Consider the following 24825-nt stretch of genomic DNA (forward strand, 5'->3'; position numbering starts at 1 on the left):
GGCCCAAACAGTTCAGTCCCGAACAGCTCAGTCCCGAAAAGTTCAGGCGTGCTGAATCGGAATCGACGTCGTCGACGGCGGTCGCTCGAACAGCATCTCCAGCCCCGGCCGCAACTCGGCCAGCCACGCGGCATAGCCGGCCTCGTTCAGGTGTAGCCGGTCGATGCCGAAGGTCGGGTCGAGTTCACCGTCTGGCAGGGCCAGGGCCGGCCACAGGTCGAGGTATTGCACGTGCTGGGTGGGGGCGTACTGCCAGACGTGCCGGTTGATCGAGCGGATGGTGCCGGCGAAGTCCCGGTCGCGCGGCAGCACCGATTGCACCATGATGCGGGTCTCCGGCAGGGCACGGCGCAGCGTGTGCAGGATGGTTTCGAGGTTGCGCACGACATATTCGTCGGATTTGCGCCAGCCGAGATCGTTGGTGCCGACCCCGATCACAATGGCGTCGGGCCGCAACTCAATCACCTGATCAAGCTGTGAAATAATCTCATCGGTGGTATTGCCGCTGGCAGCGAGATTGTGCACCACGTACTCGGGAAACCACTCTTCCCACTGACCATTCGCGGTGAGGCCGTCGCCCAGAAAGGCGAGTGAAACTGTCATAGTAGGCCTCCTATCTGTTACCCATCATGCCCCGAACCGGGCCGAGTCGCCAGAATTCCCAGAGTATACGCACGATTTATCGACACATCTACCCGCCGGATCAGTCGTGGTGGGAGCGAGAAACCACCGCCAGGGAAAGCCGCTCCTAGGCCTCGTCTTTCGCCACGCGTTCGGCCGCGGCCGTCGCCGTGATGCGGGTCGCCATGCCCTCGAAGATGATGCCGTGGAACGGGAAGATCGACGCCCAGTACAGCCGTCCACCGAGTCCGCGGGGAAAGAAGACCGCGCGCTGGCGGTAGAGCGAGCCGCCGGTATCCGTTGGTATGACGCTCATTTCGAGCCAGGCCCGACCGGGTACGCGCATTTCGGCGCGCAACCGCAGAAAGCTGCCGTGGTCGATCTGCTCCACCCGCCAGAAATCGAGCACCTCGCCGGTGTGCAGGTGGTCGGGATTGCGGCGGCCACGGCGCAGGCCAACACCGCCGACGGCCTTGTCCATCAGGCCGCGGACGGCCCAGGCCAGCGGGAAGGAATACCAGCCGTTCTCGCCGCCGATGCTTTCGATGACTCGCCAGAGCGCTGCCGGATCGGCCGGGGTGGTTTTCTCCCGCAGGTCGGTGTAGACGGCGTGGCCGGCCCAGTTCGGGTCGCTCGGCAGCGGGTTGCTGGAAGCGCCCTCGATCGAGGAGTTGCGCCAGCTGGTCTCCACGTCTCCGTCGCGCATGCGGCCCAGGGCGAGGCGCACGGCCCGCCGGTAGCCGGTGAGGCCGCCGTCCGGCTGCGGAATGTACTGATCGATGTCGCTCTCGTGCACGACGCAGTCATACTGCAGCGACGCGATGATGGGAATGGCGAGGTTGCGCGGAATCGGTGTGACCAGGTTCACCCATTGTGAGGCCAGCCACGGGGTGAGCACCGGCAGAGCGATAATCGCCCGATGTTTGAGGCCGGCCTCGAGGGCGTAACCGTTCATCATCTGGTCGTAGCGCAGCACGTCGGGGCCGCCGATGTCGAAGGTACGGTTCACCTCACTGGGCAGATCAGCCGCCGCCTGCAGGTAGTAGAGCACATCGCGCACGGCGATCGGCTGGATACGGTTACGCACCCACTTGGGCGCCGGCATGCAGGGAAGCACGTCGGTGAGGTGACGGATCATCTCGAACGAGGTCGAGCCGGAGCCGATAACGACGCCGGCCTGGAAGGCCGTGGTCGGTACACCGCTGTCGAGCAGGATGCGGCCGACCTCCATGCGGGAGCGCAGATGGGCCGAGAGCGTCTGTGTGTCTGGATGCAACCCGCCGAGGTAGACGATGCGCGACACCTGCGCTGCAGCGGCGGCCTTGGCAACGTTTTCGGCTGCGATGTGCTCAGTCTTCTCGAAATCACCGGCCGCACCCATCGAGTGCACGAGGTAGTAGAACACGTCAATGTCGGCGCAGGCGGACTGCACCGATTTGGCGTCGCCGAGGTCGCCCTGCACGATTTCCACCTGGTCAGACCAGGGCACATCGCGCAGCTTCGACGGGGTGCGCACGAGCACGCGCACCGTGAAACCGGCTTCGAGGAGTTTGGGTACGAGGCGTCCGCCGATGTAACCGGTCGCACCGGTGACAAGTGCTCTGCGTGAGGTCATGCGGCGGAGTTTATCCCGTCCACTTGACCCCCCGCTGAGTGCCCCGGAACCGAATCAGAGAATAGCTTTGGTGTGCCAGACCGTCTTCAGTTCGGTGAAGGCGAGGATGCGGGACAACGCCGGTGCTGCGGCATCCGTTCCCGTCTCGGGCGGGAGCACCCGCTTGAGCGTGTCGGCGGCGCTGATCTGCAGCTCGACCCAATCCAGGTCGCCGGCTCCGACGAGGTCGAGGGCGTTGACGTCGGCGTGGCTGGCCAGCCAGGGCGCGATCTCAGCTGGCGAACCGGTCACGATGTTGACCACTCCACCAGGCACATCACTCGTGGCGAGCACCTCGCCGAGGCTGATCGCAGACAGCGGCGCAGTCTCGTTGGCGACGACGACGACGGTGTTCCCAGCGACGAGGGCCGGTGCGATGGCGCTGACCAGTCCGAGGAGCGATTCGGTGCCCTGCGGCGCGATGATCGCCACGACGCCGGTGGGTTCGGGCACCGAGAGGTTGAAGAACGGGCCGGAGACCGGGTTGGCGTTGCCGGCGACCTGCACGTACTTGTCGGCCCAGCCCGCGTACCAAACCCAGCGGTCAATGGCTTCGTCGACCTGGGCGCTCGCCACGGCGGCATTGACGCCCTCGCTGCTCATGATCTCGTCGATGAACTGCGCCCGACGGCCCTCGAGCAGTTCGGCGATGCGGTACAGCACCTGGCCGCGGTTGTAGGCCGTGGCGCCGGCCCAGCCGCCGAGCGCGCTGCGAGCGGCAACGACAGCGTCGCGGGCATCCTTGCGGCTGCCCTTCGCTGCGTTGGCCAGAAACTCGCCCTTGTGCGAGAGCACCTCATAGACGCGGCCGGATTCGCTGCGCGGAAACTTGCCGCCGATGTACAGCTTGTAGGTCTTGGGGATGGCGAGGCGGTTCACTTGGCGGCCTTCTTTGCAGATGCTGATTTCTTGGTGGCGGGACTCTGCTGCACAACGGCGGCGGCGGACCGCGAGCCGGTGCGCACGGCGGGCTTGAGATAGGCAGCGAGGCCGTGGCGGCCGCCCTCACGGCCGTAGCCGCTCTCCTTGTAGCCGCCGAACGGGCTCGACGGATCGAACTGGTTGAAGGTGTTCGCCCAGATCACGCCGGCGCGTAGCTTGTCGGCGACGGCCAGGATGCGGCTGCCCTTGTCACTCCAGATTCCGGCGGAGAGACCGTACGGGGTGTTGTTCGCCTTGGCGATGGCCTCGGCCGGGGTGCGGAAGGTGAGCACCGAGAGCACCGGGCCGAAGATCTCGTCACGGGCGATGCGGTGGCTGGTCGACACGTTGGTGAAGATGGTCGGCGCGAACCAGAAGCCGTTCTCGGGGATGACGCAGTCGGCGCTCCAGCGTTCGGCGCCCTCCTGCTGACCCAGCTCGGACAGTTCGCGAATGCGGGCGAGCTGCTCTGCACTGTTGATGGCGCCGATGTCGGTGTTCTTGTCGAGCGGGTCGCCCAGGCGCAGCGTCTGCATGCGGCGCTTGAGCCGGTCGATGACGTCGTCGTGGATGCTTTCCTGTACGAGCAGGCGACTGCCGGCGCAGCAGACGTGGCCCTGGTTGAAGAAGATGCCGCGCACGATGCCCTCGACCGCCTGGTCGATTGGGGCGTCATCGAAGACGATGTTGGCGCCCTTCCCGCCGAGCTCGAGGCTGAGCTTCTTGTCGGTTCCGGCGACCGAACGGGCGATGGCCCGCCCGACCGAGGTCGACCCGGTGAAGGCGACCTTGTTGACGCCGGGGTGGTTGACCAGCGTCTGCCCGGTGCTGCCATCACCGGTGATGATGTTCACGACACCGGCGGGCAGGTCGGCCTGCTGCAGAATCTCAGCGAACAACAGCGCGGTCAGCGAGGTGGTTTCGGCGGGCTTGAGCACGACGGTGTTACCCGCGGCGAGGGCGGGGGCGATCTTCCAGGCGAGCATCATGAGCGGAAAGTTCCACGGGATGACCTGGGCGGCAACGCCGAGCGAGGCCGGGTTCGGACCTACTCCGGCGTGATCGAGCTTGTCGGCCCATCCGGCGTAGTAGAAGAACCAGGCGGCGACGAGGGGAATGTCGACGTCGCGGGTCTCTTTGATCGGCTTGCCGTTGTCGAGGGTTTCGGCGACGGCGAGTTCGCGGGCGCGTTCCTGCACCAGGCGGGCGATGCGAAACAGGTACTTGCCCCGGTCGCTGCCGGACAGGCGGGACCAGACCCCGTCGTAGGCGTGCCGGGCGGCCGAGACGGCGGCGTCGACATCCGCTTCGTTGGCGGTCGCGATCATGGCGATCTGCTGTTCGGTGGCCGGGTTGATGGTCTGAAACGGGGTGCCGCGGCCAGCCGTGAAGTCACCGTTGATGAACAGGCCATAGTCGGTTTTGAGGCCCAGCAGTGCCTGCGACTCGGGGGCCGGAGCGTAGTCAAGAAATTTCATGGTCGTTCCTAATCAATCGTCACGTAGTCGGGGCCGGAGTAGTGCCCGGTCGTCATCTTCTGGCGCTGCAACAGCACGTCGTTCAGCAGGCTGGAGGCACCGAAGCGGAACAGGTGCGGCACGAGCCACTCCTCTCCCACCGTTTCGGCGACGGTCACGAGGTACTTGATGGCGTCCTTCGAGGTGCGGATGCCGCCGGCCGGCTTCACGCCGATGCGCACGCCGGTGAGGCGGTGCCAGTCACGCACGACCTCGAGCATGGACAGCGTCACCGGCAGCGTTGCGGCCGGGGCGACCTTGCCGGTGGAGGTCTTTATGAAGTCGCCGCCGGCCAGAATGGCCAGCCAGGAGGCGCGGCGCACGTTGTCGTAGGTGTTCAGCTCGCCGGTCTCGAGGATCACCTTGAGGTGGGCCACCGATCCGTCGGCGCGGCGGCAGGCGTCTTTCACCGCGACGATCTCGTCGTAGACCTGGCCGAAGCGGCCGGCCAGAAAGGCGCCACGGTCGATGACCATGTCGATTTCGTCGGCGCCGGCGGCGACCGAGTCGCGCACATCGGCGAGCTTGATGGCGAGCGAGGCGCGGCCGCTGGGGAAAGCGGTGGCGACGGCGGCCACATGTACCCGCTGAACACCGGCTCCCTCGGTGCCGCCGGCGGCGTGGGCGGAGCCGAGCGCAGTGACGGCCGTGCCGACCATGTCGCCGTAGACGCAGACCGCGGCGACGCGCGGGCAGCCGGGGTCGCCCGGGTCGGGTACCAGCGCCTTGGCGACGAGTGAACGCACCTTGCCGGGGGTATCGGCGCCCTCGAGGGTGGTGAGGTCGATCAGTCCGATGATGGTGTCGATCGCCCAGCGCTTGGAGCTGGTCTTGATCGAGCGGGTGCCGAGGTCGGCGGCGCGGGCTTCGAGGCCGACGGCGTCGATTCCGGGGATGCCGTGCAGGTACCGGCGCAGGTTGGCGTCGGTGGCCTCCCCGCCGATCAACGCGGCGGCGCGCTGATCGGGTTGGTAGGTGGCCAAGGGGCTACTGGTCATGGGGTGTCCTTCTGGGCATATACGTGCTGTGCGGTGGCACTGGTGTTATGGGTCACAGATGTTCAGTCTTGGAGGAGGGCATTCGCGGTGTCTTCGTCGGTCACCAGAACGGTGCACAGCCCGTTGCGCACGACGGCGCGGGCGATAGCGTGTTTGGAGCGTCCGGAGATGACGGCGATGGTGAGCGGAGCGCGGCGCAACTGGTCGAGTTGGATGCCGACCGTGCGTTCGTTGAGTTCGGGGTCGACGATTCGGCCGTTGTGGTCGATGTAGCGGCCGACGACGTCGCCGACGGCGCCGCGCGCCACGAGGTCGTCGATCTGGGCGACCGTCAGGTAGCCGCTGTCGACCAGGGCGGAATTCGCATCCGCCTGCCCCGCACTGAAGACGTAGGCCTGGGCGTTGCGGGCCAGGGCGAGCACCCCGGCAACCGTGCGGTCGGCTTCCATCGCCTGTTTGGTTTCGAGACGTTCGAAGATGGCGGGGCTCGGCAGCAGGGTGGCCGAGCCGTCGGCCTTGTGCGCGATGGTCACCGCAGTGGATGCCGCGGTGCCGGTGCGCTGATTCAGGCTGACGCCGCCGTTGATCTGCACCACGTTCACCCCCGGCGCCCAGCCCTGTTTGAGGTGCAGGGACACGTCGTGCAGGGTGCGACCCCAGCTGATGCCGAGGGTGCGCGGAATCGGGCGGAGGCTCGTGAGATAGTCGGCGGCGGCCTGTGCGGTGCGCGACTGCAGCTCGGCGTCGCTCGACACCCCGGCGGAGGACACCACGATGGCATCGGTCAGGCCGGTCGATTCGCGCAGCCGTCGTTCGATCGGCAGCCGGCGGGCGCGCGGGTGCACGATTTCGATGCGGATGAAGCCGTTCGCCTTAGCGCTCGCGAGCAGCCGGCCGACCTTCCAGCGGGTGAGGCGCAGAATCACGCCGATCTCATCCTGGGTCTGGTTTTCCTCGTAGTACAGCTCGGCCGCGCGGATGGAGAGGAGTTCGTCGGTGTCGCTCATATACGGTTCGCGGTCCAATCGGTTGAGCTCAGCCTACGTGGGCCCGACGCGCGAATCAACAGCTGTAGACGATCTTGCTCTTTTGAGCAGGAGCCTCCGCTGGGCACGGTGACGAACCCATCCCATACGATCAGAGCATGCGCGCCAATGAAGCCCTCGAGTACGTTCTCGCCGTCGACGTTGGAGGAACCAAGGTCGAAGCTGCACTCGTGGACGACCGAGGTAAGGTGCTTCCAAGCAGTCGGCACCGCGCACCGACCGGGGCCAGCGCGACCAGTGAGCAGCTCGCATCCGCTGTCAGAACTGTCATTCTGGCAACGCTCGCGAGCGTGCCGCCGGGCTATCCGCTGATCGGCGTCGGCATTGGCTGCGCCGGGCCGATTCACCTGAACTCGGGGGCGGTATCGCCGCTCAATCTGCCGGTGTGGCGCGAGTTCGGGCTCCAGGAGCTCGTGGCCGAGCTGGTTCCCGGTCTGGATGTGCGGCTGCGCATGGACGGCCTGTGCATCACCCTGGCCGAACACTGGGTGGGCGCGGGCCGCGGCGTCGACAACCTGATGGGCATGATCGTGTCGACCGGTGTCGGTGGCGGCCTGATTCTTGGCGGCGTCACGGTGTCCGGTCCCACCGGAAATGCCGGTCATATCGGCCACATCGAGGTCGGCGGCTTCCTGGATGCCTGCGCCTGCGGCGGCACCGGCTGCATCGAGGCGATCGCCTCCGGGCCGAAAACCGTCGCCTGGGCCAGATCTCAGGGCTTCACCGGCGAGTCTGGCGAGGACCTGGCGGCGGCCTACGCGGCCGCCGACCCGATCGCGATTCTGGCCGTAAAGCGCAGCGGCCGGGCCCTCGGCCAGGCAATCGCCTCAGCAGCGACGCTGCTCGACCTCGACGTGGTCGCCATCGGTGGTGGCTTCTCGAATGTCACCCCCGACCTGCTGGATTTCGCTCGCGCAGCGATCCTGGAACGCGTGCAATTCGCCTACGCCACCCGGGTGCGCGTGGTGCACTCGACCCTCTCGGGCGACGGCCCGCTGATCGGCGCCGCAGCGCTGATTCACCGCGGGGAATTGGTGCCGTAGCCCGCTGGCTCAGCGGGAGCGTGCCAGGTCGTCTTCGAGCATGTGCGGTCGACCGATCACCGCTCCAGCGACAAGCGCGACCAGCGCCGTTACGAGGAGGAAGACCATTGGCCAGGTCCACCCACCGCTCAGTTCGTGCAACAGTCCGAAAACCAGCGGGCCCAGTGCACCGAGGGTGTAACCGATGCCCTGCACGAAACTGCTGAGCGCGACCGCACCGGCGTGGGTGCGGGTGCGCAGATTAATGAGCACGAGAGCCAGCGGGAAAAACATGGGCCCCAGGCCGGCGAGCGACACCCAGAGCCAGGTCAGGGTCGCCGGCAGCAACAGTAGCCCCAGATCGCCGATCACGAACGCGAATACGCCCACGTAGACGAGCGGGCCGATATTTTTCAGGCGGGCGGTGAGGATCGGAATGATCAAGGCGCACGGGATTCCCATGCCGGCGTAGACCGCGAGAAGCGTCCCCGCCTCGCCCGGAGTCGCCCCCGCGGTCTCGACGAGGAGCTGAGGCAGCCAGGCGAACATGGCGTAGGCGTTGAGCGACGAGGTCGCGAACACGCCGGCGATGGCCCAGGCGATCGAGGATCGCCACAGTCGACCGAGAATGGCCGCATCGGCCTCATCGACCACGGGGCTCGGCGATTGCTCGGCGCGGTGCCGCACGAGCATCGTGATCCACGGCACCAGCGCCAGCAGAGCCAGCAGCATCCACATGCCGAGCGAGATTCGCCAGCCCGCGGCATCCGCTACCGGAACGGCGATGAGCGGAGGAACGAGGGTGCTCAGCGACATCACTGTGGCGTAGAGGGACGTGACGAGGCCGATCCGGTCCGGAAAGTACTTCTTGACCAGCGGCGGCAGGAGCACATTGCCAACGCCGAGGCCGGCGAAGGCGATGACACTGCCGATAATGAGCATGGTGATCGAGCCGGATGACCCGCGAGTGAAATGACCGACCAGAATCGCCAGGAGAGCGAGCACGAGGGGCAGTTCGAGGCCATGGCGGCGGGTGATCATGGGGGTGAAGATACCGAACACGGCAAAGCAGACCGGCGGAAGCATGCCGAGCACGCCGAGACCTACCACCCCGAGCGGAATATCGACGTTGATCTCGGCGACGATGGGCGAGAGGGCGGTCACCGCGTTGCGGAGATTGGCAGCGACCAGAATGATGCCCAGCAGGGCCAGGCCGCGTCCCGGCCAGAGGGGGCTGGGGGTTGCGGTAGTCACTCGGTCAGTCTAGGGGGCGAGGTTCAGCCGGGCGGATGCGACGGTTACAGCCCCGCGCGCTCCCGCCGGATGCGCTCCGGTAGGTCTTTCAGGTCCTCCCAGCGGCCGGGAGCCACGAGGGCCGGCAGCAGCATGGCCCACATTTCGGTGAGACGATGGTCGATGTCGGCCCGCTTGGTCAATACGTCGGAGACGACCTGCACGCCGGTGAAGGCCGCGGTGCAGAAGTGCGCGGCCGCGCCCACGTCCAGCGCGGGGTTGACGTCGCCGGAGGCGATCCCCCGGCGGAGGAATTCCTCGCAGGCGACCATCCAGTCAAGGTACGGACCGGCCACCGGGGTGGAGAAATTCACCGCTTCGATGGTTAAACGGACACCGGCGCTCACGACGAGGTCGTCGCGGAGCTGCCGGGCGAGCTCGTAGGACATCGAGACGAGGGCGTGCAAACCGGGATAGTTGTCATCGAGGAGCTTTTGGCCGGCCGCCGCCGACGCCACGTGCTGCGCGTCGATGATGGCGACGGCAAGGGCTTCCTTCGAATCGAAATGGAAATACAGGGCGCCCTTGGTGACGCCAGCAGCGCTGCTGACCTGGGCCAGGGACGTACTCCCGTAACCGCGCTGCTCAAAGGCCGCTGCTGCGCCGCGAATGATCGAGGCACGCGTTTCGATCGCTCGTACTTGTTGTGACATTAGATCCCCCGGGAAATGCGCGAGTTTCCAGAATACCCGGGGGCAACGACCCGCATCGACTCCCGCCGAGGGCCTTGACGGCACCCCCTTTTGGGGCTATGCCCCGCGTGCCAGTGCCCAGATACCGTTACCCCATTGTGCGAAACAATAAACATACTGTTTGGTATGGTTTGAGGCATGGAAAACATCGGCGGTCACGACTGGGTAGGCATCATGGTGGCAGTGCTTGCTGGGCTGGTCGTGCTCACCCTCTCCCTCGTCGCCATGGTGCAGATCGGGCGGGCAGCACACCTGTGTCCGACCAAGCGCACCAACTGGGTCCTGGCGGTGCTGCTCGCCCCGGTGTTTGGCGCGACCGCCTGGTTCGCCGTCGGTAACCGGCTCCGACTGGACTAAACCAGGCCCGGAAATTACGGGCCCAGGATCGTGCGCACCCGCGCCACGTCGTCGCGAATCTGCTCGATCAGCGGGTCGATGCCGGCGTACGCGATCATGCCGCGAATCCGTTCAACGAACGCGACGTCGACCACACGGTCGTACAGGTCCAGCTCGGTCTCATCGAGCACGTAGGCCTCTACCTGCTTCTGCGCCACCCCGTCGAAGGTGGGATTGTTGCCAACCGAAATCGCCGCCGGGTAGCGAGCACCGGCATCCGTCAGCCAACCGGCATACACGCCATCGGCCGGAATCAGACCCTCGGAATCGGTGGACAGGTTCGCGGTGGGAAAGCCTAGTTCGCGACCGCGGGCTGCGCCGTGCACCACCATTCCGCGCACGGTCGGCAGATGCCCGAGCAAGTCTCCGGCGTCGCGCACCGCACCGGCGCCGAGCAATTCGCGAATCCAGGTGGACGAGACCCGGCGTTCCCCGTCTGGTTTCACATCGTCAATCAGTCCGACGGTGTAGCCGAATTCGAGGCCGAGTTGCCTCAGCAGGGCGACCTCGCCGGCCCCCTTGGCTCCGAACCGAAAGTCACGACCGACGAGCACGAAACGGGCGTGCAGGGCGGTGACCAGAATGTTTTCGATGAATTCGCGCGGCGGAAGGCTGGACAGGGCGTGGTTGAACTCGAGCAGCAGGGTCGCGTCGATCCCGGTCTCGGCGATCAGATTGAGTTTCTGCTCCGCGCTGACCAGCGGGCTCGGGCAGTTTTGCGGCGAGAGCAGGGCGAGCGGATGCCGGTCGAACGTCACGACGACGGCGGCCAGCTGTTCGCGCTCGGCGACGGTCTGGAGCTCGGTGATGACCGCCCGGTGTCCGGCATGGACGCCGTCGAACTTGCCGATGCTCACGGCCGAGTCGGGCCAGTCGCTCGGCACGGACTCGACGCCGTTCAGAATCTTCATGCGCGACCCTCGCTCACCGACGCGACGCGGTGGCGGGCGAGCCACCACATGCCCAGCAGGGGCAGCACGAGGGGAATGAAGAGGTATCCGCTGCCGTAGATCGACCAGACGGTCGCGTGCTCGAACAGCGCCGGATCAACCAGACTCAGGGTACCGACGACGAGTACGCCCAGCAGCTCAAAGCTGATCGTGATCCAGGCGATGCGATACCAGCGGATGCTGCGCCGCATCAGGGCCACCGTGGCCACGATATAGACCACCGCGGCGAGAGCAGACAAGGAATACGCGAGCGGGGCTTCATCGAAGGCCCGCACGATTTGTACGAAGGAGCGGCCGGTGGCGGCAAGGGCCAGCACGCCGTAGACGGCGATGAGGAGTCGACCGATGCCGCTCACCCGCTCGGCGGCGGCGGCGGGCTTCTCGGTCGGGGATTCTGTCATCGCTCTGTTTTCATTGCTAGATAATTATTGCAGCTTCCGCGGGGCTACCGGAACCGGGTCAGCTCCCCTGCACGTTCCAGATCTGGTTCATGCGGTAGAGCATGACCGCGACCGACAGGCAGGTCACGCCGAGAATGACGGTGCTCCAGCGGCTGCGTTCGACCAGCGCCCAGAATCCGGCCGAGACCGGCAGCGCAATGGCACTGACCAGGTAGGTGTAGAACTCGAGCAGACTGCCGGTGGCGTTGTTGCCGGCCAGTGGCGCCGCGATCGCGGCAGCGAGCTGCACGATAAGCAGCAGCTCGACGAGGGCGGCCGCGCCCATCGTGAGGTCGGTGGGTTTGCGGCCGAGCAAGCCGAGGATGACACAGAGCACTCCGCCGGGCACAGCGATGCCGAGCTGCAGCCAGGTAAACCATTCGATCATGAGCTCTGTTCCGGTTCGGTGACGGTCGGGAGATCTGGCGGAAAGTTGAGCAGCGACTTGGCCTGGTCGCCGCGATACTCGACCAATCCGACCAGGCGCCCGTCCGGCGCAATGGCGGCGACCGGACCGGTGCGGGTCGCGTCTCTCTCCACGGTGATGCGTTTTCCATGACCGAGGTCGATGGCTTGCTCTGCGGACAGGTCGAGGCGCGCCAGCAGCCGAGTGGCGGCATCCGCTGGAGAAATGAGGTTGGCGACGACATCGACCTGCTCGAGCGTGGCCGCGTTCTCGATGCGGAACGGGCCGATTCTCGTGCGACGCAGCACGGTGAGGTGGCCGCCGACGCCGAGTGCCACACCGAGGTCACGGGCGAGGGCACGAATATAGGTACCGGAGCTGCACTCGACCCGCACCTCGAGGTCGAGAAAACCGTCGCCAGGCGTGCTCGCGAGCAGGTCAAACCCGCTCACCGTGACCGGTCGGGACGGCAGCTGCACGTCTTCGCCGGCACGCACCCGGGCGTAAGCCCGTTTTCCGTCGACTTTGATGGCGCTGACCGCGCTCGGCTGCTGGCTGATATCGCCGGTGAGGTTGTCAATGCCGGCCAGGACTGCTTCGGCGGTGATCGCGGCGACCTGTTCGCCCGGTGCGCGAGTGAGTACATCGCCCTCGGCGTCATCGGTCGTGGTGGACTGCCCCAGACGAATGGTCGCAAGGTATTCCTTGCCCTGCCCGACCACGTAGGTGAGCAGCCGAGTTGCACTGTCGATGCCGAGCACGAGCAGGCCGGTGGCCATCGGATCGAGGGTGCCGGCGTGGCCGACCTTACGGGACCCGGCCAGGCGCCGGGTTCGGGCGACAGCGTCATGGCTGGTCCAGCCCTGCGCCTTGTCAATGAGGAGGAGGCCGCTAGTCACTCCATGAGGGTACCAGCGTGGAACGCTCCCGCCCGAAACGCGATCTAGGCTGGGGCTATGCGAATTGCTGTGATCGGCGCCGGCGCCCTGGGCGGACTCTTCGCGACCCTGCTCGCGCGGGCCGGCCACGATCTCACCATCACGGCCCGCGAGGTCGCCAGGTCGCTGATTCAAGAGAACGGAATCCGACTCACCGGAGGTTACGGGGATGCGCAATGCCGCGTATTGGTGCGGGAGATTCTGACCGAAACGCCGGATCTGACCCTCATCTGCACGAAAGCGCAGGATGCCGCGGCCGCCATCACCGAGAATGCCGAGCTGCTCGACGGCTCACCGGTGATCGTCGTGCAGAACGGGCTGGACGGGGTGCGAATCGCCCAGGATCTGCTGCCCAACTCGGAATGCTTCGGCCTGCTCACCCTCATTGCCGCGCACTACATCGGGCCGGGCCGCGTCCGGGTGACCACCGCAGGATCAAGCTACCTCGGTCGCGGCAATGGCAAAGCGGATGCTGCCACCCAGCACTGGCAGGCGGTGCTGGACGAGGCGTTCCCCACCCTCGCCGCCGAAGACTTCGTGGGCGCCCAGTGGACCAAGCTCGTGGTGAACATGCTCAACGCCCTGCCGGCCATCACCGGGCTGAGCGTGCAGGCGGTCATCGCCGATGCACCGCTGCGCCGAATCCTGACCGAAAGCATGCAGGAGACCGTGCAGGTGGGGATGGCCCGCCACGTCACCTTTGGGTCACTGCAGGGGATGAGCGATCGCAGCCTGCGCGTGTTCGCGCGGCTGCCGGTGGCTCTCGGACAGACCCTGCCGCTGCGCATGGGCGCAAAAATGGGTCCGGTCGCCAATCTGGGGTCGACCCTGCAGAGCATCAAGCGGGCCCATCTGACCGAAATCGACCACCTCAATGGCGCTGTCGTGCGCCAGGCCGAACTGGCCGGACGACGGGCACCGGTCAACGCGCTCCTGACAGCGCTGGTGCACGAGGTGGAGATCAGCCGGGAATTCCTGAAACCGGCGCAAGTCATGGCCCGGTTCGATCAGCTCACCACCACCAGCCACTAGCAGCGGTCGGTCAAGACCCGCCGCGGAAGGGTGGCGTCGGTGTTGTCGACGACCGCCGAAACCAGGTCCCGCGGGCGCACATCGGCGAGGTACTGCCGGTCGGAGTCGCTCCCTGGCTCCGATTCAAGCAGCACGCTGAACAGCCACAGCCCGTGTAATTCCGGTCGGTTGCTGTAGGCTCCGTCGACGATGAGAATGGCGTCAGCCGGGGCGGTCTGCCAGGTCGGTTGGATCCAGGCATCGCGGTCGGGGTCGAATTCCTCGGTGACGAACCCGGTACTGCCACCCAGGCGAAAGGGTTCGACCAGTACGCGGCGCAGCGCCGAGTAGTCGTACCCGACCCGGTACAACCGCTCGGAAACATCGAGGCGGTCTCCGCCGAGTCGCTGTTGCTCGGCGCGTGAGTGCTGAAAATTGCGCAGGCTGGCTCTAAACGTGGGGTGTTCGCTCTCGCGGAACACCGCCGCGAGGTCGTCGGCGAAGCCAACGCGGCCGGCTTTCTCGCTGCCGTCGATCTCGCTGCCGTCTACGGCAATGATCGTACGACCTCGGCCATAATTGTGCAGAATCTCGGCGGCCAGGGTGCGTAGAAATTCGATCCGGGGTGTGGAAACCAGCTTCATGAAACGAGCCTAGATTAGAACGGATGAACATCGCGCCCTCGAATGATCCCGCTGCGCCGCCGGACGCGCCCGGTGTGCCCGTCGCAACAGCTGCCGGCACCGGAGACAACGCCGCTCGTGCGGCCGTTCCGGGCGCGGTGGCGGGCAGCAGGACGGCTGATGTCAGCACCACGCTCAACGCCTGGTTCCTGGCCAACGCCCGCGACCTGCCCTGGCGCCGCGAGGGATTCGGCGCCTGGGGCATTCTGGTGAGCGAATTCATGCTGCAGCAGACCCCGGTGAAGCGGGTCATTCCCCGGCTACAGGAGTGGCTCGCGCGGTGGCCGACACCCGCCGACCTCGCCGCGGTGCCGCCGAGCGAAGCGGTGCGTGCCTGGTCCAGCCTCGGGTACCCGCGGCGCGCCCTGTGGCTCCACGCTGCGGCCGTGCAGATCACCGAGCAACACGGCGGCGTCGTCCCCTCCGACATCGATGCGCTGCTCGCCCTGACCGGGATCGGGGACTACACCGCGCGTGCGGTGGCAGCGTTCGCGTATGGCCACCGGCATCCGGTCGTCGATACCAACACCCGGCGGGTGATTGCCCGCGCCGTCGCGGGCGCTGGAGAACCGGCACCGCCCAGCCGCGGGCGTGACCTCGAGGCGATGGGTGCCCTGCTGCCGGACAGCGCGCTCGAAGCCGCCCTGTTCAACGCAGCGATCATGGAGCTCGGCGCGGTCGTCTGCACCAGCCGCAGCCCGCACTGCGATATCTGCCCGATTCGGGACGACTGTGCCTGGCGCGCCGCCGACTACCCCGAGTTCACCGGAACGCGCAAGTCCGTTCAGAAGAAGTTCGCGGGCAGCGACCGGCAGGTACGCGGCCTGATCATGGCCGAGCTGCGCTCCACCCACCGCGCCGTAACGGAAGCCGAGATTGCCTCGCTCTGGCCAGAGGCGGCCCAGTTACAGCGGGCGCTGCACAGCCTCGTGGCCGACGGCCTGGCGGTCGACTCCCCCGACGGTTACACCCTGCCCGACGGGATGTCATGAGCATCGGTCTGATCTGGGCGCAAAGCCGCAATGGTGTGATCGGTTTCGACGGCCGCCTCCCCTGGCACCTGCCCGAGGACCTCGCCCATTTTCGTGCGATCACCGGTGGCGGTGTCGTCATTATGGGCCGGCTCACCTGGGACTCGATTCCCGAACGCTTCCGTCCCCTGCCGGGCCGCCACAACGTCGTGATCACGCGCCAACGGGGCTGGGCCGCGCCCGGGGCATCCGTTGTGCACAGCTTCGACGACGCAATCGTGATTGCCGCTGGGCCGGTCTGGGTGATCGGCGGCGCCGAGATCTTTCGCCTCGCCCTCCCGCACGCCGACACCCTCGAGCTGACCGAGATAGACGAACAGTTCGCCGGCGATACCCTCGCCCCAGCGCTTACGCCCGACTGGACCCGTGTAAACACCAATCCAGCCAGCGGATGGCTCCACTCCAGCACCGGCCTGCCCTACCGTTTCGCGCGCTACCAGCGCGCCCCCGCCATCCACTAGCCGCACCCTGCCGCCCCACCAGCACCAGCACCAGCACCAGCACCAGCACCGTAAACCCGCCGCCATAAACTGACCGGGCCCGGGCCCGGAAAGCAGGCCCATGATCTATCATGGGCCCAGTTTCCGGGCCCGGGCCCGGTCGAAGGTGGCGCTAGTGCTTCGCGGTGCTCGCAGCGTCGGAGTCGTCGGAGTCAGCCGACACGTCGTCGGCCTCGTCGTCTTCGAGGTCGTAGTCGCGCGGCTTCTTGTACGGGTCGGCGTCGCCGGCATAGGTCGCCGTGCCCTTGCTGTCCTCGGTCGCGGTGTCGCGATCGTGCGCCTCACGCAGCAGATCATCGATCAACGCTGCGTTCTCCGGAATACCGTCGGCGATGAACTCGATCGACGGGGTGAGCCTCGCGGTGATGTTCTTGCCGACCTCGCTGCGCATCAGGCCGGTGGCGGCCTTGAGTGCGGCTGCACTGTCCGTGCGCTCTTCGATCGAGCCGTAGACGGTGTAGAACACCGAGGCGTGCTGCAGATCCCCGGTGACCTTCACGTCTGTGATGGTCACAAACCCGAGCCTCGGGTCGCGCAAGCCGCGTTCCAGCCGCTTGGCGATGATGACCTTAATGCGGTCCGCCATCTTTCTGGCGCGTTCCGGATCTGCCATTGCACTACTCCTTGTTTGCCAGCGCCGAAGCGCCGGATCATTCTGTGTTTTCAACACCGTATTAAACGGATGCCGCGAACCCAACTGAGGGTCGGAGCAAATTTCCCCTTGAAAAGGGAATCGGGGTAGGGACCCCGCTCTCTTTCCTTTTCAAGGGGAAATTTGCGGAGACCCCACCCACGGTCGGGTCTCAATGAAAAGACCGACCCAATGCAGAAGTCGGGCTTCGCGAGAAGCCCGACCCCCAAACCAACGCTAGACGCGCGGCTTCTCCTTCATTTCGATGGTCTCGATCTCATCGCCAATTCGGATGTCGTTGAACTTGCCCAGTCCGATACCACACTCGAAGTCCGTACGGACCTCGGTGACATCGTCCTTGAAGCGGCGCAGCGACTCGATGCCCAGGTTGTCCCCCACCACGATGCCCTCGCGGATAACGCGAGCCTTGGCATTTCGGGTGATGGTACCGGAGCGAACGATGACACCGGCGACGTTTCCGAACTTCGACGAGCTGAAGACCTCGCGAATTTCGGCGATACCACTCTGGATCTCTTCGTACTCGGGCTTGAGCATTCCCTTGAGGGAACTTTCGATGTCCTCGAGCGCGGAGTAGATGACGGAGTAGAAGCGCACGTCGACGCCTTCGCGAGCAGCACGCTCGCGGGCCTTCGTGTCCGGGCGAACGTTGAACCCGATAATGATGGCGTTGTCGACGGTAGCGAGGTTGACGTCGCTCTCCGTGACCGCACCGACACCACGGTGGATGATGCGCAGCTGCACCGAATCGTCGACCTCGATCTTGAGGAGCGACTCTTCCAGGGCCTCAACGGCACCGGAGACGTCACCCTTGATGATGAGGTTGAGCGACTCGACCTTGCCCTCTTCGAGCGCACGGGTGAAGTCTTCGAGGCTGATGCGCTTGCGGGCCTTGGCCAGCAGTGCGTTGCGCTCGGCGGCTTCACGCTTCTCGGCGATCTGACGTGCGGTGCGGTCTTCCTCGATGACGAGGAAGGTGTCGCCGGCGCGGGGAACGCTCGACAGACCCTGCACCTGGACCGCGCGGGACGGCGTGGCGGCGAGAACGGCAACGCCGTTTTCGTCGGCCATCGCACGAACGCGGCCGTAGGCCGTTCCGGCGACGATGGAGTCTCCGACGTGCAGCGTTCCGGACTGGATGAGCACGGTTGCCACCGCGCCGCGGCCCTTGTCCAGGCGAGCCTCGATGGCGACACCGCGGGCGTCCTTGTTCGGGTTGGAGCGCATGTCGAGTGCGGCATCGGCGACCAGGAGCACGGCGTCAAGAATTTCCTTGATACCGGTCTTGTTCTTGGCCGACACGTCCACGAACATGACGTCTCCGCCGTACTCTTCGGCGACGAGGCCGAATTCGGTCAGCTGCTGACGCACCTTCTGCGGGTTGGCGCCGGGCTTGTCGATCTTGTTCACTGCAACCACGATCGGCACGTTGGCGGCCTGGGCGTGGTTGAGCGCCTCAATCGTCTGCGGCATGATGCCGTCGTCGGCGGCAACCACGAGGATCGCGATGTCGGTGACCTGCGCACCACGAGCACGCATGGCGGTGAACGCCTCATGGCCCGGTGTGTCAATGAAGGTCATGGCACGGTCGATGCCCTCGTGCTCGGTGATGATCTGGTAAGCACCGATGTGCTGCGTGATACCACCGGCCTCGCCCTCGGCAACCTTGGCGTTACGGATCGCGTCAAGCAGCGCGGTCTTACCGTGGTCTACGTGGCCCATGACGGTGACGACGGGAGGACGAATCGCAAGGTCCTCGTCGGTTTCGTCTTCGAGTTCCTGATCGATGTCGATATCGAACGCGAGCAGCAGCTCACGGTCTTCGTCATCGGGCGAGACCATCTGAATCTTGTAGCCGAGTTCGCTGCCGAGTACGTCGAACGTAGCCTCGTCGAGGGACTCCGTTGCCGTGGCCATTTCACCGAGGTGGAACAGCACGGTAACGAGGTTTCCGGGGCTCGCGTCAATCTTGTCGGCGAAGTCCGTGATGGATGCTCCGCGGCGCAGACGAACAACGGTGCCACCGTCGCCGCGGGGTACGGATACTCCACCCAGCGACGGGGCCTCGCGCAGCTCGAACTCTGCTCTCTTCGTACGCTTCGACTTGCGCGCCTTGTTCTTGCCGCCACCGCGACCGAAGGCACCAGCGGTGCCACCGCCCGGACCGCGACCGCGACCGGCTCCGCCTCCTCCACCGGCAGGACGGGGCGGGCCGAAGCCGGGGGCTCCGGCAGGAGCTCCGGGGCGAGTGAATCCGGGGCGTGCGGCGCCGGCTCCACCCGGGGCGCCGCCGGGGCGCTGGAAGGCGCCTGGGCGCTGACCGAAACCGGTCGGGCGTGCCGCCTGGCCGGGTCCACCGGGGCGAGGGGCACCGGGGCGCGGCGCCGGAGGGCGCGGAATGTTGCTCGGGGTGGGTGTTGCGGGGCGCTGGCCCATGCCCTGCGCGCTCGCGAACGGGTTGTTCCCCGGACGCGGCGGCTGAGCTGGGCGCTGGCCCATGCCCTGGTTGCTGGCAAACGGGTTGTTGCCGGGGCGCGCAGCTCCCGGGCGAGGCATGCCCGGCTTGACCGGCGTAGCCGATCCTTCCGTGGCCTTCGCTTCAGGGGTGTCCGTGCTGGGCTTGTCACCCGCGGCGGCAGCAGCCTTCTCGGCAGCAGCAACCTTCTCCGCAGCAGCAGCCTTCTCCGCGGCCTGAGCCTGGCGCTCGGCGACGGTGAGCGGTGCGACCGGAACGGGCGCAGCATCCGCTGCCGGGGCCTCCACGACGACCGGAGCAACCGGCTCGGCGGCGGGCTTGGGGCCGGGACGAGCACCGGGCTTGGCGCCGTGGCTCGGACGAGCGGGTGTTGCCTTGACAGCTTCTCCGGCGGCGGACGCTGGCGTTGCAGCCTTAGCGGCCTTGCTTTCGGCCTCGAGAGCGGCGCGAAGGCGACGTGCTACGGGCGGTTCAACACTGGAAGACGGTCCTTTTACGAACTCGCCCATTTCTTTCAATTTAGCAAGGGCTACCTTGCTGTCGACTCCGAGCTCGGTAGCGATCTCGTGTACGCGTGGTTTCGCAGCCACAATTCTCCTGTTCCGGGTCTGCACCCGGAAAGGGGCAGACCGTTAATAACGGACGGGTCTCATTTCGAGCCGCTCATTAGTTATCCATAAGCCAATTCAGCCTGTTCTCTAGTTGTTTCGCGTCCAGTGACCTGGTCACGCGAAAAGCACGCCCGAAAGCGTGGCGCCTTACGGCATCCTGAAAGCACGATTCAAGGGCGTGCAGCCACGCACCTCTACCGGGGATTGTGGCGGTTTCATCCACCACAACTTCTGATTTCCCAGCAACGATCCGCAAAAGTGAGGATCGAGGGGCGCGCGAACGGCAGCCAATACACGTTCTAACGGAATCCATCGTACCCCCTATTCGGCATCCTCCAGAATGCTGTCGGGCTGAATGTCGATTTTCGCACCGGTCAACTTGGCGGCGAGGCGCGCATTCTGGCCCTCTTTGCCGATCGCGAGCGACAGCTGGTAGTCGGGCACGAGGGCACGCACAGCCTTGATCGACTCGTCGATCACGTAGGCGCTCGTCACCTTGGCCGGCGACAGAGCGCTCGCGACGAAGGTCGCGAGGTCGGGCGAGAAGTCGACGATGTCGATCTTCTCGTTGTTGAGCTCGACGGTCACGGCGCGCACGCGCTGGCCGAGTTCGCCGATGCAGGCACCCTTGGCGTTCACGCCGGGCTCGGTGGCGCGCACGGCGATCTTGGTGCGGTGGCCGGCTTCGCGGGCGAGCGAGACGATCTCGACGACTCCGCTGGCGATCTCGGGAACCTCGAGCGCAAACAGCTTGCGCACGAGCGAAGGGTGGGTGCGCGATACGGTGATCTGCGGGCCCTTGAGCCCACGACCGACGGCCGTCACGAACACGCGAATGCGCGCGCCGTGAACGTAGCTCTCGGTGGGAACCTGCTCCTCGGGCGGCATGATCGCTTCGATGGTGCCGAGGTCGACGTGAATCATGCGGGGGTTAGGGCCCTGCTGAATGATTCCGGCGATGATGTCACCTTCGCGACCCTTGAACTGACCGAGCACGGCGTCATCGGCCAGGTCGCGCAGACGCTGGTTGATGACCTGCTTGGCGGCGAAAGCGGCGATGCGACCGAAGTCGGTGGGGTTGTCCACGGCTTCGCCGATGACGTTGCCCTCGTCGTCGTGCTCGGGAATGTAGATGTCCACGTGCCCGGACTTGCGGTCGAGAACGACGCGCGCTTCGGGCACTTCCTGGATATCGTGCTTGGCTTCAGCAATCTTCGAAGCTTCCAGCTTCGACACGTCTTGCTGGATGTGCTTGACATAGGCGGTCAGAATCGCCTGTTCGATGATTTGCACGAGTTCCTCGAAGGGAATCTCTTTTTCGCGCTCCAATAGCCGCAAAACACTGAGGTCGATGTCCATGGCCGGCCTCCTCTACGTACGATCTAGTCGCATGATCTTGCCGCCGCGAAACCGCGCAGCGGGCTGAATACTACGGTACCCGAATCTGCGGCGTCCCGTCACCCATTCTCCCCGCGGTGGGTCGGTCCAGCGCTGGTTCGCTGCAGAACGGATGCTGCCGGTTCAGTTGGCTTGCAGCATCCGTTCTCGATAAAACGATTCTTAGATGAAGTGCCTGGCAACGTCGGCGACGTCGACCTGCTCGCGGTCGCCGGTGCGGCGGTTCCACAGCTCGACGATGCCGTCGGCGGCTCCCCGGCCGACGATGACGATCCACGGCACTCCGATGAGCTCGGCGTCACCGAATTTGACGCCCGGCGAGACCTTGCGGCGGTCGTCGTAGAGCACCTCGCGGCCGGTGGCTTCGATCGCGGCGACGACGGCTTCCGAGGTGTCGAAGACGATTTCGTCCCGGCCGGTGGCGATCACGTGCACGTCGAACGGGGTGACCGATTCGGGCCAGATCAGACCCTTGGCGTCGTTGTTGAGTTCGGCGATGACCGCGAGGATGCGGGTGACGCCGATGCCGTATGAACCCATCGTGACCGTGACCAGCTTGCCGTTCTCGTCGAGAACCTTGAGACCGAGTACCTCGGCGTACTTGCGACCGAGCTGGAACACGTGCCCGATTTCCATGCCACGAATAAGTTCGACCGGGCCGGAGCCGTCGGGCGCCGGGTCGCCGGCGCGCACGTCGGAGGCTTCGACCACGTCGTCGATGGCGAAGTCACGGCCGGCGACGAGGCCGAACACGTGCCGGCCCGCTTCGTTGGCGCCGGTGATCCACTCGGTTCCGGCGACCACGCGCGGGTCGACCAGAAAACGGATGCCGGTGGTCGACTTGGTACCGAGCACGGCGCCAGCTGCTCCCCACGGGCCGATATATCCCTTGACCATGCCGGGGTTCTTGGCGAAGTCGCTCTCGTTGGCGGCCTCGACCTCGGCGGGGGCGAAGGCGACCTCGACGCGTTTGAGGTCGACTTCGCGGTCGCCGGGAACGCCGATCGCGATGAGTTCACGGGTGCCGTCAAGGTTCGTGAGCGCGAGCACGACGTTCTTGAGGGTGTCAGCTGCGGTCCACTCGCGACCGTCGAGGCGCGGGTGCTCGGCGTTGGCCTTGTCGACGAGCGTCTGAATGGTCGGGGTGTTCGGGGTGTCGAAGACCTGCGCGGCGGGCAGGGTGCTGAAATCTTTGTCGGCCGGAACGAGGGTGCGAAAGGCCTCGATGTTGGCCGCGTAGCCACCAACGCTGCGCACGAAGGTGTCTTCACCCACCGGGGTGGGGTGCAAAAACTCTTCGCTTTTGGAGCCACCCATGGCGCCGGCATCCGCTTGGACGATCTCGTATTCGAGGCCGAACCGGTTGAAAATGCGCTCGTAGGCGTCGCGCTGCAGCTGGTAGCTCAGGTCGAGGCCGGCGTCGGTGTAGTCGAAGGAGTACGCGTCTTTCATGGTGAATTCGCGGCCGCGCAGCAGTCCGCCGCGTGAGCGTGCCTCGTCGCGGTACTTGTCCTGAATCTGGTAGATCGACAGCGGCAGGTCCTTGTAGCTGCTGTACAGGTCTTTGACGAGCAGCGCGAAGACCTCTTCATGGGTCGGCGCGAGCAGCATGTCGGAGCCCTTGCGGTCTTTCAGGCGGAACAGGCCCTCACCGTATTCGTCCCAGCGGCCGGTCAACTCGTAGGGCTCGCGCGGCAGCAGGGCCGGAAAGTGCACCTCGTGCGCGCCGGCCGCGGTCATCTCTTCACGGATGATGCGCTCCACTTTGGCCTTCACCCGCAAGCCGAGCGGCAGCCAGGCAAAAATGCCCGGGGCCTGACGACGGATGTAGCCGGCCCGCACGAGCAGGCGGTGGCTGGTCACCTCGGCGTCGGAGGGGTCTTCGCGGAGTGTACGGAGGAAGTAGTTGGAGAGACGTGTAGGCACCCGTCTACCTTACGCGCGCGCCGGCTCTACGGCCCCCGCAGCCGCAGGGCTCAGCCGACCTCGCTCAGGGTGCGCTCGATAGCCCTCAGCCGCGAGTCCAGTGCGGTCAATTTCTCCAGCAGCGCGGTATTGGTCTCGTTGCTCTGCGTCAGCGCTTCGCGCAACGCTGAAGTGCCCTCGGCCTCAGCCAGGCGACGGCGGGTTTTGAAATATTGGTCGATGATTGCATAGACGATACCGCCGATGATCGCGACGACGGGGACCAGATTGACCCAGTCAATTTCCATGGTGATTCTGCGAGACCAGTCTCCGCGAAAGCCGTACTTCAGCGCTTCGGGTGTGCCGATTCCGTCGTTGCCATTCCGTCGAATGTCACCGCTTCTACGAACCGTTCCCGGTCGTGGAACATGTCATCTTGGTGGCTCGTTCTTGAACTACTGCGAGCCGACGGACACCGTGGGGCTGCCGAGTTCGGCGGCGGGCATCTCGGCGGCGAGACGATTGGCTTCTTCGATCAGGGTCTTCACGATCTCAGACTCCGGCACGGTCTTGATGACCTCGCCGCGCACAAAGATCTGGCCGCGACCGTTTCCGCTCGCGACGCCGAGGTCGGCCTCGCGAGCCTCGCCCGGTCCGTTGACGACGCAACCCATGACGGCGACGCGCAGCGGCACGGTCATTCCTTCAAGCCCGTCGGTGACGTCGTTGGCGAGCTTGTAGACATCCACTTGGGCCCGGCCGCAGCTGGGGCAGGAGACGATCTCAAGCTTGCGCTCGCGCAGGTTGAGCGACTGCAGAATCTGCAGACCCACCTTGATTTCTTCGACCGGCGGGGCGCTGAGCGACACGCGGATGGTGTCGCCGATGCCCTCACCGAGCAGCAGTCCGAACGCCGTGGCGCTCTTGATGGTGCCCTGAAAACTCGGACCGGCCTCGGTCACACCGAGGTGCAACGGCCAGTCGCCGCGCTCGGCCAGCAGACGATAGGCCTTGACCATGATCACCGGGTCGTTGTGCTTGACCGAGATCTTGAAGTCGTGAAAGTCGTGCTCCTCGAACAGGCTCGCCTCCCAGACGGCGCTCTCAACGAGCGCCTCAGGGGTGGCCTTGCCGTACTTCTGCATCAGGCTTGGCTCGAGCGAGCCAGCGTTGACGCCGATGCGGATGCTCACCCCGGCGGCCTTCGCCGCAGCGGCAATCTTGCCCACCTGGTCGTCGAACTTGCGAATATTGCCCGGGTTCACGCGCACCGCCGCGCAGCCGGCGTCGATCGCGGCGAACACGTAGTTGGGCTGGAAGTGGATGTCCGCGATCACGGGGATCTGGCTCTTCTTGGCGATGATCGGCAGCGCCTCAGCGTCGTCGCGGGTCGGCACCGCCACACGCACGATGTCACAGCCGGTCGCCGTGAGTTCGGCGATCTGCTGAAGCGTCGCGTTGATATTGGTGGTCGGGGTGGTCGTCATCGATTGCACGCTCACTTGAGCATCGCCACCGACCAAAACCTTTCCGACCTTGATCTGACGGGATTTACGTCTGGGAGCGAGTACCTCAGGTACTTTGGGCATCCCCAAGTTGATTGCAGCCACCTGCTTAGCTTAGTTGTCGCCGCAGCGGGCAAGCTGAATGCCGCCCGAGATCTGCGC

25 protein-coding genes and 1 pseudogene are annotated in these 24825 nt (G+C 65.8%); 5 read left to right on the top strand and 21 right to left on the bottom strand.

The features are described from left to right. Positions 1-42 precede the first annotated feature (42 nt). From E3T43_RS12170 to E3T43_RS12195, 6 genes are all read right to left on the bottom strand, one after another. A complete protein-coding gene (locus E3T43_RS12170; protein WP_134444363.1) occupies positions 43-603 on the bottom strand; it encodes a GDSL-type esterase/lipase family protein in 561 nt (186 codons plus the stop codon). A 145-nt stretch (positions 604-748) separates the two neighbouring features. Continuing rightward, positions 749-2236: an SDR family oxidoreductase gene (locus tag E3T43_RS12175; protein ID WP_134472605.1), complete on the bottom strand. Its 1488-nt coding sequence runs from the start codon at positions 2234-2236 to the stop codon at positions 749-751. A gap of 54 nt (positions 2237-2290) precedes the next feature. Next, positions 2291-3154: an aldehyde dehydrogenase gene (locus E3T43_RS12180; RefSeq protein WP_092450032.1), complete on the bottom strand. Its 864-nt coding sequence runs from the start codon at positions 3152-3154 to the stop codon at positions 2291-2293. Continuing rightward, positions 3151-4674: an aldehyde dehydrogenase family protein gene (locus E3T43_RS12185; RefSeq protein ID WP_134472606.1), complete on the bottom strand. Its 1524-nt coding sequence runs from the start codon at positions 4672-4674 to the stop codon at positions 3151-3153. Before E3T43_RS12185 ends, E3T43_RS12180 begins: the two co-directional genes overlap by 4 nt. Positions 4675-4682: 8 nt before the next feature. Further along, a complete protein-coding gene (gene deoC / locus E3T43_RS12190) occupies positions 4683-5711 on the bottom strand; it encodes a deoxyribose-phosphate aldolase (protein ID WP_134444357.1) in 1029 nt (342 codons plus the stop codon). A gap of 62 nt (positions 5712-5773) precedes the next feature. Next, positions 5774-6718 (bottom strand): sugar-binding transcriptional regulator, encoded by a 945-nt coding sequence (locus E3T43_RS12195; protein WP_092450038.1) that lies wholly within the window; start codon positions 6716-6718, stop codon positions 5774-5776. Between the two features lie 137 nt (positions 6719-6855). Here E3T43_RS12195 and E3T43_RS12200 point away from each other — a divergent pair, with 137 nt between their 5' ends. After that, on the top strand, positions 6856-7800 hold the full coding sequence (locus tag E3T43_RS12200) for an ROK family protein (protein ID WP_134472607.1): 945 nt from the start codon (positions 6856-6858) through the stop codon (positions 7798-7800). A 9-nt stretch (positions 7801-7809) separates the two neighbouring features. Here the strand turns inward: E3T43_RS12200 and E3T43_RS12205 are convergent, their stop codons facing one another. Beyond that, on the bottom strand, positions 7810-9033 hold the full coding sequence (locus E3T43_RS12205; protein ID WP_134472608.1) for a CynX/NimT family MFS transporter: 1224 nt from the start codon (positions 9031-9033) through the stop codon (positions 7810-7812). Between the two features lie 44 nt (positions 9034-9077). Beyond that, positions 9078-9725, bottom strand: a complete 648-nt coding sequence (locus E3T43_RS18995; protein WP_134472609.1) for a ScbR family autoregulator-binding transcription factor — start codon at positions 9723-9725, stop codon at positions 9078-9080. A gap of 177 nt (positions 9726-9902) precedes the next feature. Here E3T43_RS18995 and E3T43_RS12215 point away from each other — a divergent pair, with 177 nt between their 5' ends. Beyond that, positions 9903-10121, top strand: coding sequence for a hypothetical protein (locus E3T43_RS12215; protein WP_104132370.1), 219 nt, complete (start codon positions 9903-9905; stop codon positions 10119-10121). A 14-nt stretch (positions 10122-10135) separates the two neighbouring features. Here E3T43_RS12215 and E3T43_RS12220 read toward each other — a convergent pair whose 3' ends face one another. The 4 genes from E3T43_RS12220 to truB are packed head-to-tail and all read right to left on the bottom strand — an operon-like array spanning position 10136 to position 12855. Then, positions 10136-11071 (bottom strand): bifunctional riboflavin kinase/FAD synthetase, encoded by a 936-nt coding sequence (locus E3T43_RS12220; RefSeq protein ID WP_134472610.1) that lies wholly within the window; start codon positions 11069-11071, stop codon positions 10136-10138. Beyond that, positions 11068-11511 (bottom strand): hypothetical protein, encoded by a 444-nt coding sequence (locus tag E3T43_RS12225; protein ID WP_134472611.1) that lies wholly within the window; start codon positions 11509-11511, stop codon positions 11068-11070. The genes E3T43_RS12220 and E3T43_RS12225 overlap by 4 nt, the downstream gene beginning before the upstream one ends. 58 nt (positions 11512-11569) lie before the next feature. Continuing rightward, positions 11570-11938, bottom strand: coding sequence for a hypothetical protein (locus E3T43_RS12230; RefSeq protein WP_134472612.1), 369 nt, complete (start codon positions 11936-11938; stop codon positions 11570-11572). Beyond that, complete coding sequence (gene truB, locus E3T43_RS12235) at positions 11935-12855, bottom strand: tRNA pseudouridine(55) synthase TruB (RefSeq protein ID WP_134472613.1); 921 nt, start codon at positions 12853-12855, stop codon at positions 11935-11937. The genes E3T43_RS12230 and truB overlap by 4 nt, the downstream gene beginning before the upstream one ends. Before the next feature lie 57 nt (positions 12856-12912). Here truB and E3T43_RS12240 point away from each other — a divergent pair, with 57 nt between their 5' ends. Further along, complete coding sequence (locus E3T43_RS12240) at positions 12913-13926, top strand: ketopantoate reductase family protein (RefSeq protein ID WP_134472614.1); 1014 nt, start codon at positions 12913-12915, stop codon at positions 13924-13926. Here the strand turns inward: E3T43_RS12240 and E3T43_RS12245 are convergent. Beyond that, a complete protein-coding gene (locus tag E3T43_RS12245; RefSeq protein WP_134472615.1) occupies positions 13923-14549 on the bottom strand; it encodes a hypothetical protein in 627 nt (208 codons plus the stop codon). The genes E3T43_RS12240 and E3T43_RS12245 overlap by 4 nt on opposite strands. Positions 14550-14572: 23 nt before the next feature. Here E3T43_RS12245 and E3T43_RS12250 point away from each other — a divergent pair, with 23 nt between their 5' ends. Next, positions 14573-15580 carry an A/G-specific adenine glycosylase gene (locus E3T43_RS12250; protein WP_134472616.1) on the top strand — a complete coding sequence of 336 codons (1008 nt, stop codon included), beginning with the start codon at positions 14573-14575 and terminating at the stop codon, positions 15578-15580. Beyond that, positions 15577-16080 carry a dihydrofolate reductase gene (locus E3T43_RS12255; protein WP_134472617.1) on the top strand — a complete coding sequence of 168 codons (504 nt, stop codon included), beginning with the start codon at positions 15577-15579 and terminating at the stop codon, positions 16078-16080. Before E3T43_RS12250 ends, E3T43_RS12255 begins: the two co-directional genes overlap by 4 nt. A gap of 151 nt (positions 16081-16231) precedes the next feature. Here the strand turns inward: E3T43_RS12255 and rbfA are convergent, their stop codons facing one another. The 8 genes and pseudogenes from rbfA to ispG form a co-directional block, all read right to left on the bottom strand. Further along, positions 16232-16732 (bottom strand): 30S ribosome-binding factor RbfA, encoded by a 501-nt coding sequence (gene rbfA, locus E3T43_RS12260; RefSeq protein WP_134472618.1) that lies wholly within the window; start codon positions 16730-16732, stop codon positions 16232-16234. Between the two features lie 255 nt (positions 16733-16987). Continuing rightward, positions 16988-19834, bottom strand: coding sequence for a translation initiation factor IF-2 (gene infB / locus E3T43_RS12265; RefSeq protein WP_134472619.1), 2847 nt, complete (start codon positions 19832-19834; stop codon positions 16988-16990). Positions 19835-19910: 76 nt separating this feature from the next. Next, the gene (locus E3T43_RS12270) at positions 19911-20168 is read right to left on the bottom strand and encodes a YlxR family protein (RefSeq protein WP_134472620.1); all 258 of its coding nucleotides are present in this window, start codon (positions 20166-20168) and stop codon (positions 19911-19913) included. A gap of 8 nt (positions 20169-20176) precedes the next feature. Beyond that, on the bottom strand, positions 20177-21214 hold the full coding sequence (nusA, locus tag E3T43_RS12275) for a transcription termination factor NusA (protein WP_092450070.1): 1038 nt from the start codon (positions 21212-21214) through the stop codon (positions 20177-20179). 201 nt (positions 21215-21415) lie between these two features. Continuing rightward, positions 21416-23179 carry a proline--tRNA ligase gene (locus E3T43_RS12280; protein WP_134472621.1) on the bottom strand — a complete coding sequence of 588 codons (1764 nt, stop codon included), beginning with the start codon at positions 23177-23179 and terminating at the stop codon, positions 21416-21418. 50 nt (positions 23180-23229) lie between these two features. Next, a complete protein-coding gene (locus E3T43_RS12285; protein ID WP_241978958.1) occupies positions 23230-23466 on the bottom strand; it encodes a hypothetical protein in 237 nt (78 codons plus the stop codon). After that, a pseudogene (locus tag E3T43_RS19530) lies at positions 23467-23550 on the bottom strand (type II toxin-antitoxin system YoeB family toxin); the annotation flags it as partial. 63 nt (positions 23551-23613) lie between these two features. Next, complete coding sequence (gene ispG / locus E3T43_RS12290) at positions 23614-24768, bottom strand: flavodoxin-dependent (E)-4-hydroxy-3-methylbut-2-enyl-diphosphate synthase (RefSeq protein ID WP_170851566.1); 1155 nt, start codon at positions 24766-24768, stop codon at positions 23614-23616. Positions 24769-24825 lie beyond the last annotated feature (57 nt).

Origin of the sequence: Cryobacterium sp. Hh7 (assembly GCF_004403155.1) — a bacterium.
Classification (GTDB): Bacteria; Actinomycetota; Actinomycetes; order Actinomycetales; family Microbacteriaceae; genus Cryobacterium; species Cryobacterium levicorallinum.

What these genes read in the sequence shown, in the direction of transcription:
- E3T43_RS12170 (WP_134444363.1), bottom strand. Translation starts at nt 603, where the DNA reads ATGACAGTTTCACTCGCCTTTCTGGGCGACGGCCTCACCGCGAATGGT.
- E3T43_RS12175 (WP_134472605.1), bottom strand. Translation starts at nt 2,236, where the DNA reads ATGACCTCACGCAGAGCACTTGTCACCGGTGCGACCGGTTACATCGGC.
- E3T43_RS12185 (WP_134472606.1), bottom strand. Translation starts at nt 4,674, where the DNA reads ATGAAATTTCTTGACTACGCTCCGGCCCCCGAGTCGCAGGCACTGCTG.
- deoC (WP_134444357.1), bottom strand. Translation starts at nt 5,711, where the DNA reads ATGACCAGTAGCCCCTTGGCCACCTACCAACCCGATCAGCGCGCCGCC.
- E3T43_RS12195 (WP_092450038.1), bottom strand. Translation starts at nt 6,718, where the DNA reads ATGAGCGACACCGACGAACTCCTCTCCATCCGCGCGGCCGAGCTGTAC.
- E3T43_RS12200 (WP_134472607.1), top strand. Translation starts at nt 6,856, where the DNA reads ATGCGCGCCAATGAAGCCCTCGAGTACGTTCTCGCCGTCGACGTTGGA.
- E3T43_RS18995 (WP_134472609.1), bottom strand. Translation starts at nt 9,725, where the DNA reads ATGTCACAACAAGTACGAGCGATCGAAACGCGTGCCTCGATCATTCGC.
- E3T43_RS12215 (WP_104132370.1), top strand. Translation starts at nt 9,903, where the DNA reads ATGGAAAACATCGGCGGTCACGACTGGGTAGGCATCATGGTGGCAGTG.
- E3T43_RS12220 (WP_134472610.1), bottom strand. Translation starts at nt 11,071, where the DNA reads ATGAAGATTCTGAACGGCGTCGAGTCCGTGCCGAGCGACTGGCCCGAC.
- E3T43_RS12225 (WP_134472611.1), bottom strand. Translation starts at nt 11,511, where the DNA reads ATGACAGAATCCCCGACCGAGAAGCCCGCCGCCGCCGCCGAGCGGGTG.
- E3T43_RS12230 (WP_134472612.1), bottom strand. Translation starts at nt 11,938, where the DNA reads ATGATCGAATGGTTTACCTGGCTGCAGCTCGGCATCGCTGTGCCCGGC.
- E3T43_RS12240 (WP_134472614.1), top strand. Translation starts at nt 12,913, where the DNA reads ATGCGAATTGCTGTGATCGGCGCCGGCGCCCTGGGCGGACTCTTCGCG.
- E3T43_RS12245 (WP_134472615.1), bottom strand. Translation starts at nt 14,549, where the DNA reads ATGAAGCTGGTTTCCACACCCCGGATCGAATTTCTACGCACCCTGGCC.
- E3T43_RS12250 (WP_134472616.1), top strand. Translation starts at nt 14,573, where the DNA reads ATGAACATCGCGCCCTCGAATGATCCCGCTGCGCCGCCGGACGCGCCC.
- E3T43_RS12255 (WP_134472617.1), top strand. Translation starts at nt 15,577, where the DNA reads ATGAGCATCGGTCTGATCTGGGCGCAAAGCCGCAATGGTGTGATCGGT.
- rbfA (WP_134472618.1), bottom strand. Translation starts at nt 16,732, where the DNA reads ATGGCAGATCCGGAACGCGCCAGAAAGATGGCGGACCGCATTAAGGTC.
- E3T43_RS12270 (WP_134472620.1), bottom strand. Translation starts at nt 20,168, where the DNA reads ATGGATTCCGTTAGAACGTGTATTGGCTGCCGTTCGCGCGCCCCTCGA.
- nusA (WP_092450070.1), bottom strand. Translation starts at nt 21,214, where the DNA reads ATGGACATCGACCTCAGTGTTTTGCGGCTATTGGAGCGCGAAAAAGAG.
- E3T43_RS12285 (WP_241978958.1), bottom strand. Translation starts at nt 23,466, where the DNA reads ATGGAAATTGACTGGGTCAATCTGGTCCCCGTCGTCGCGATCATCGGC.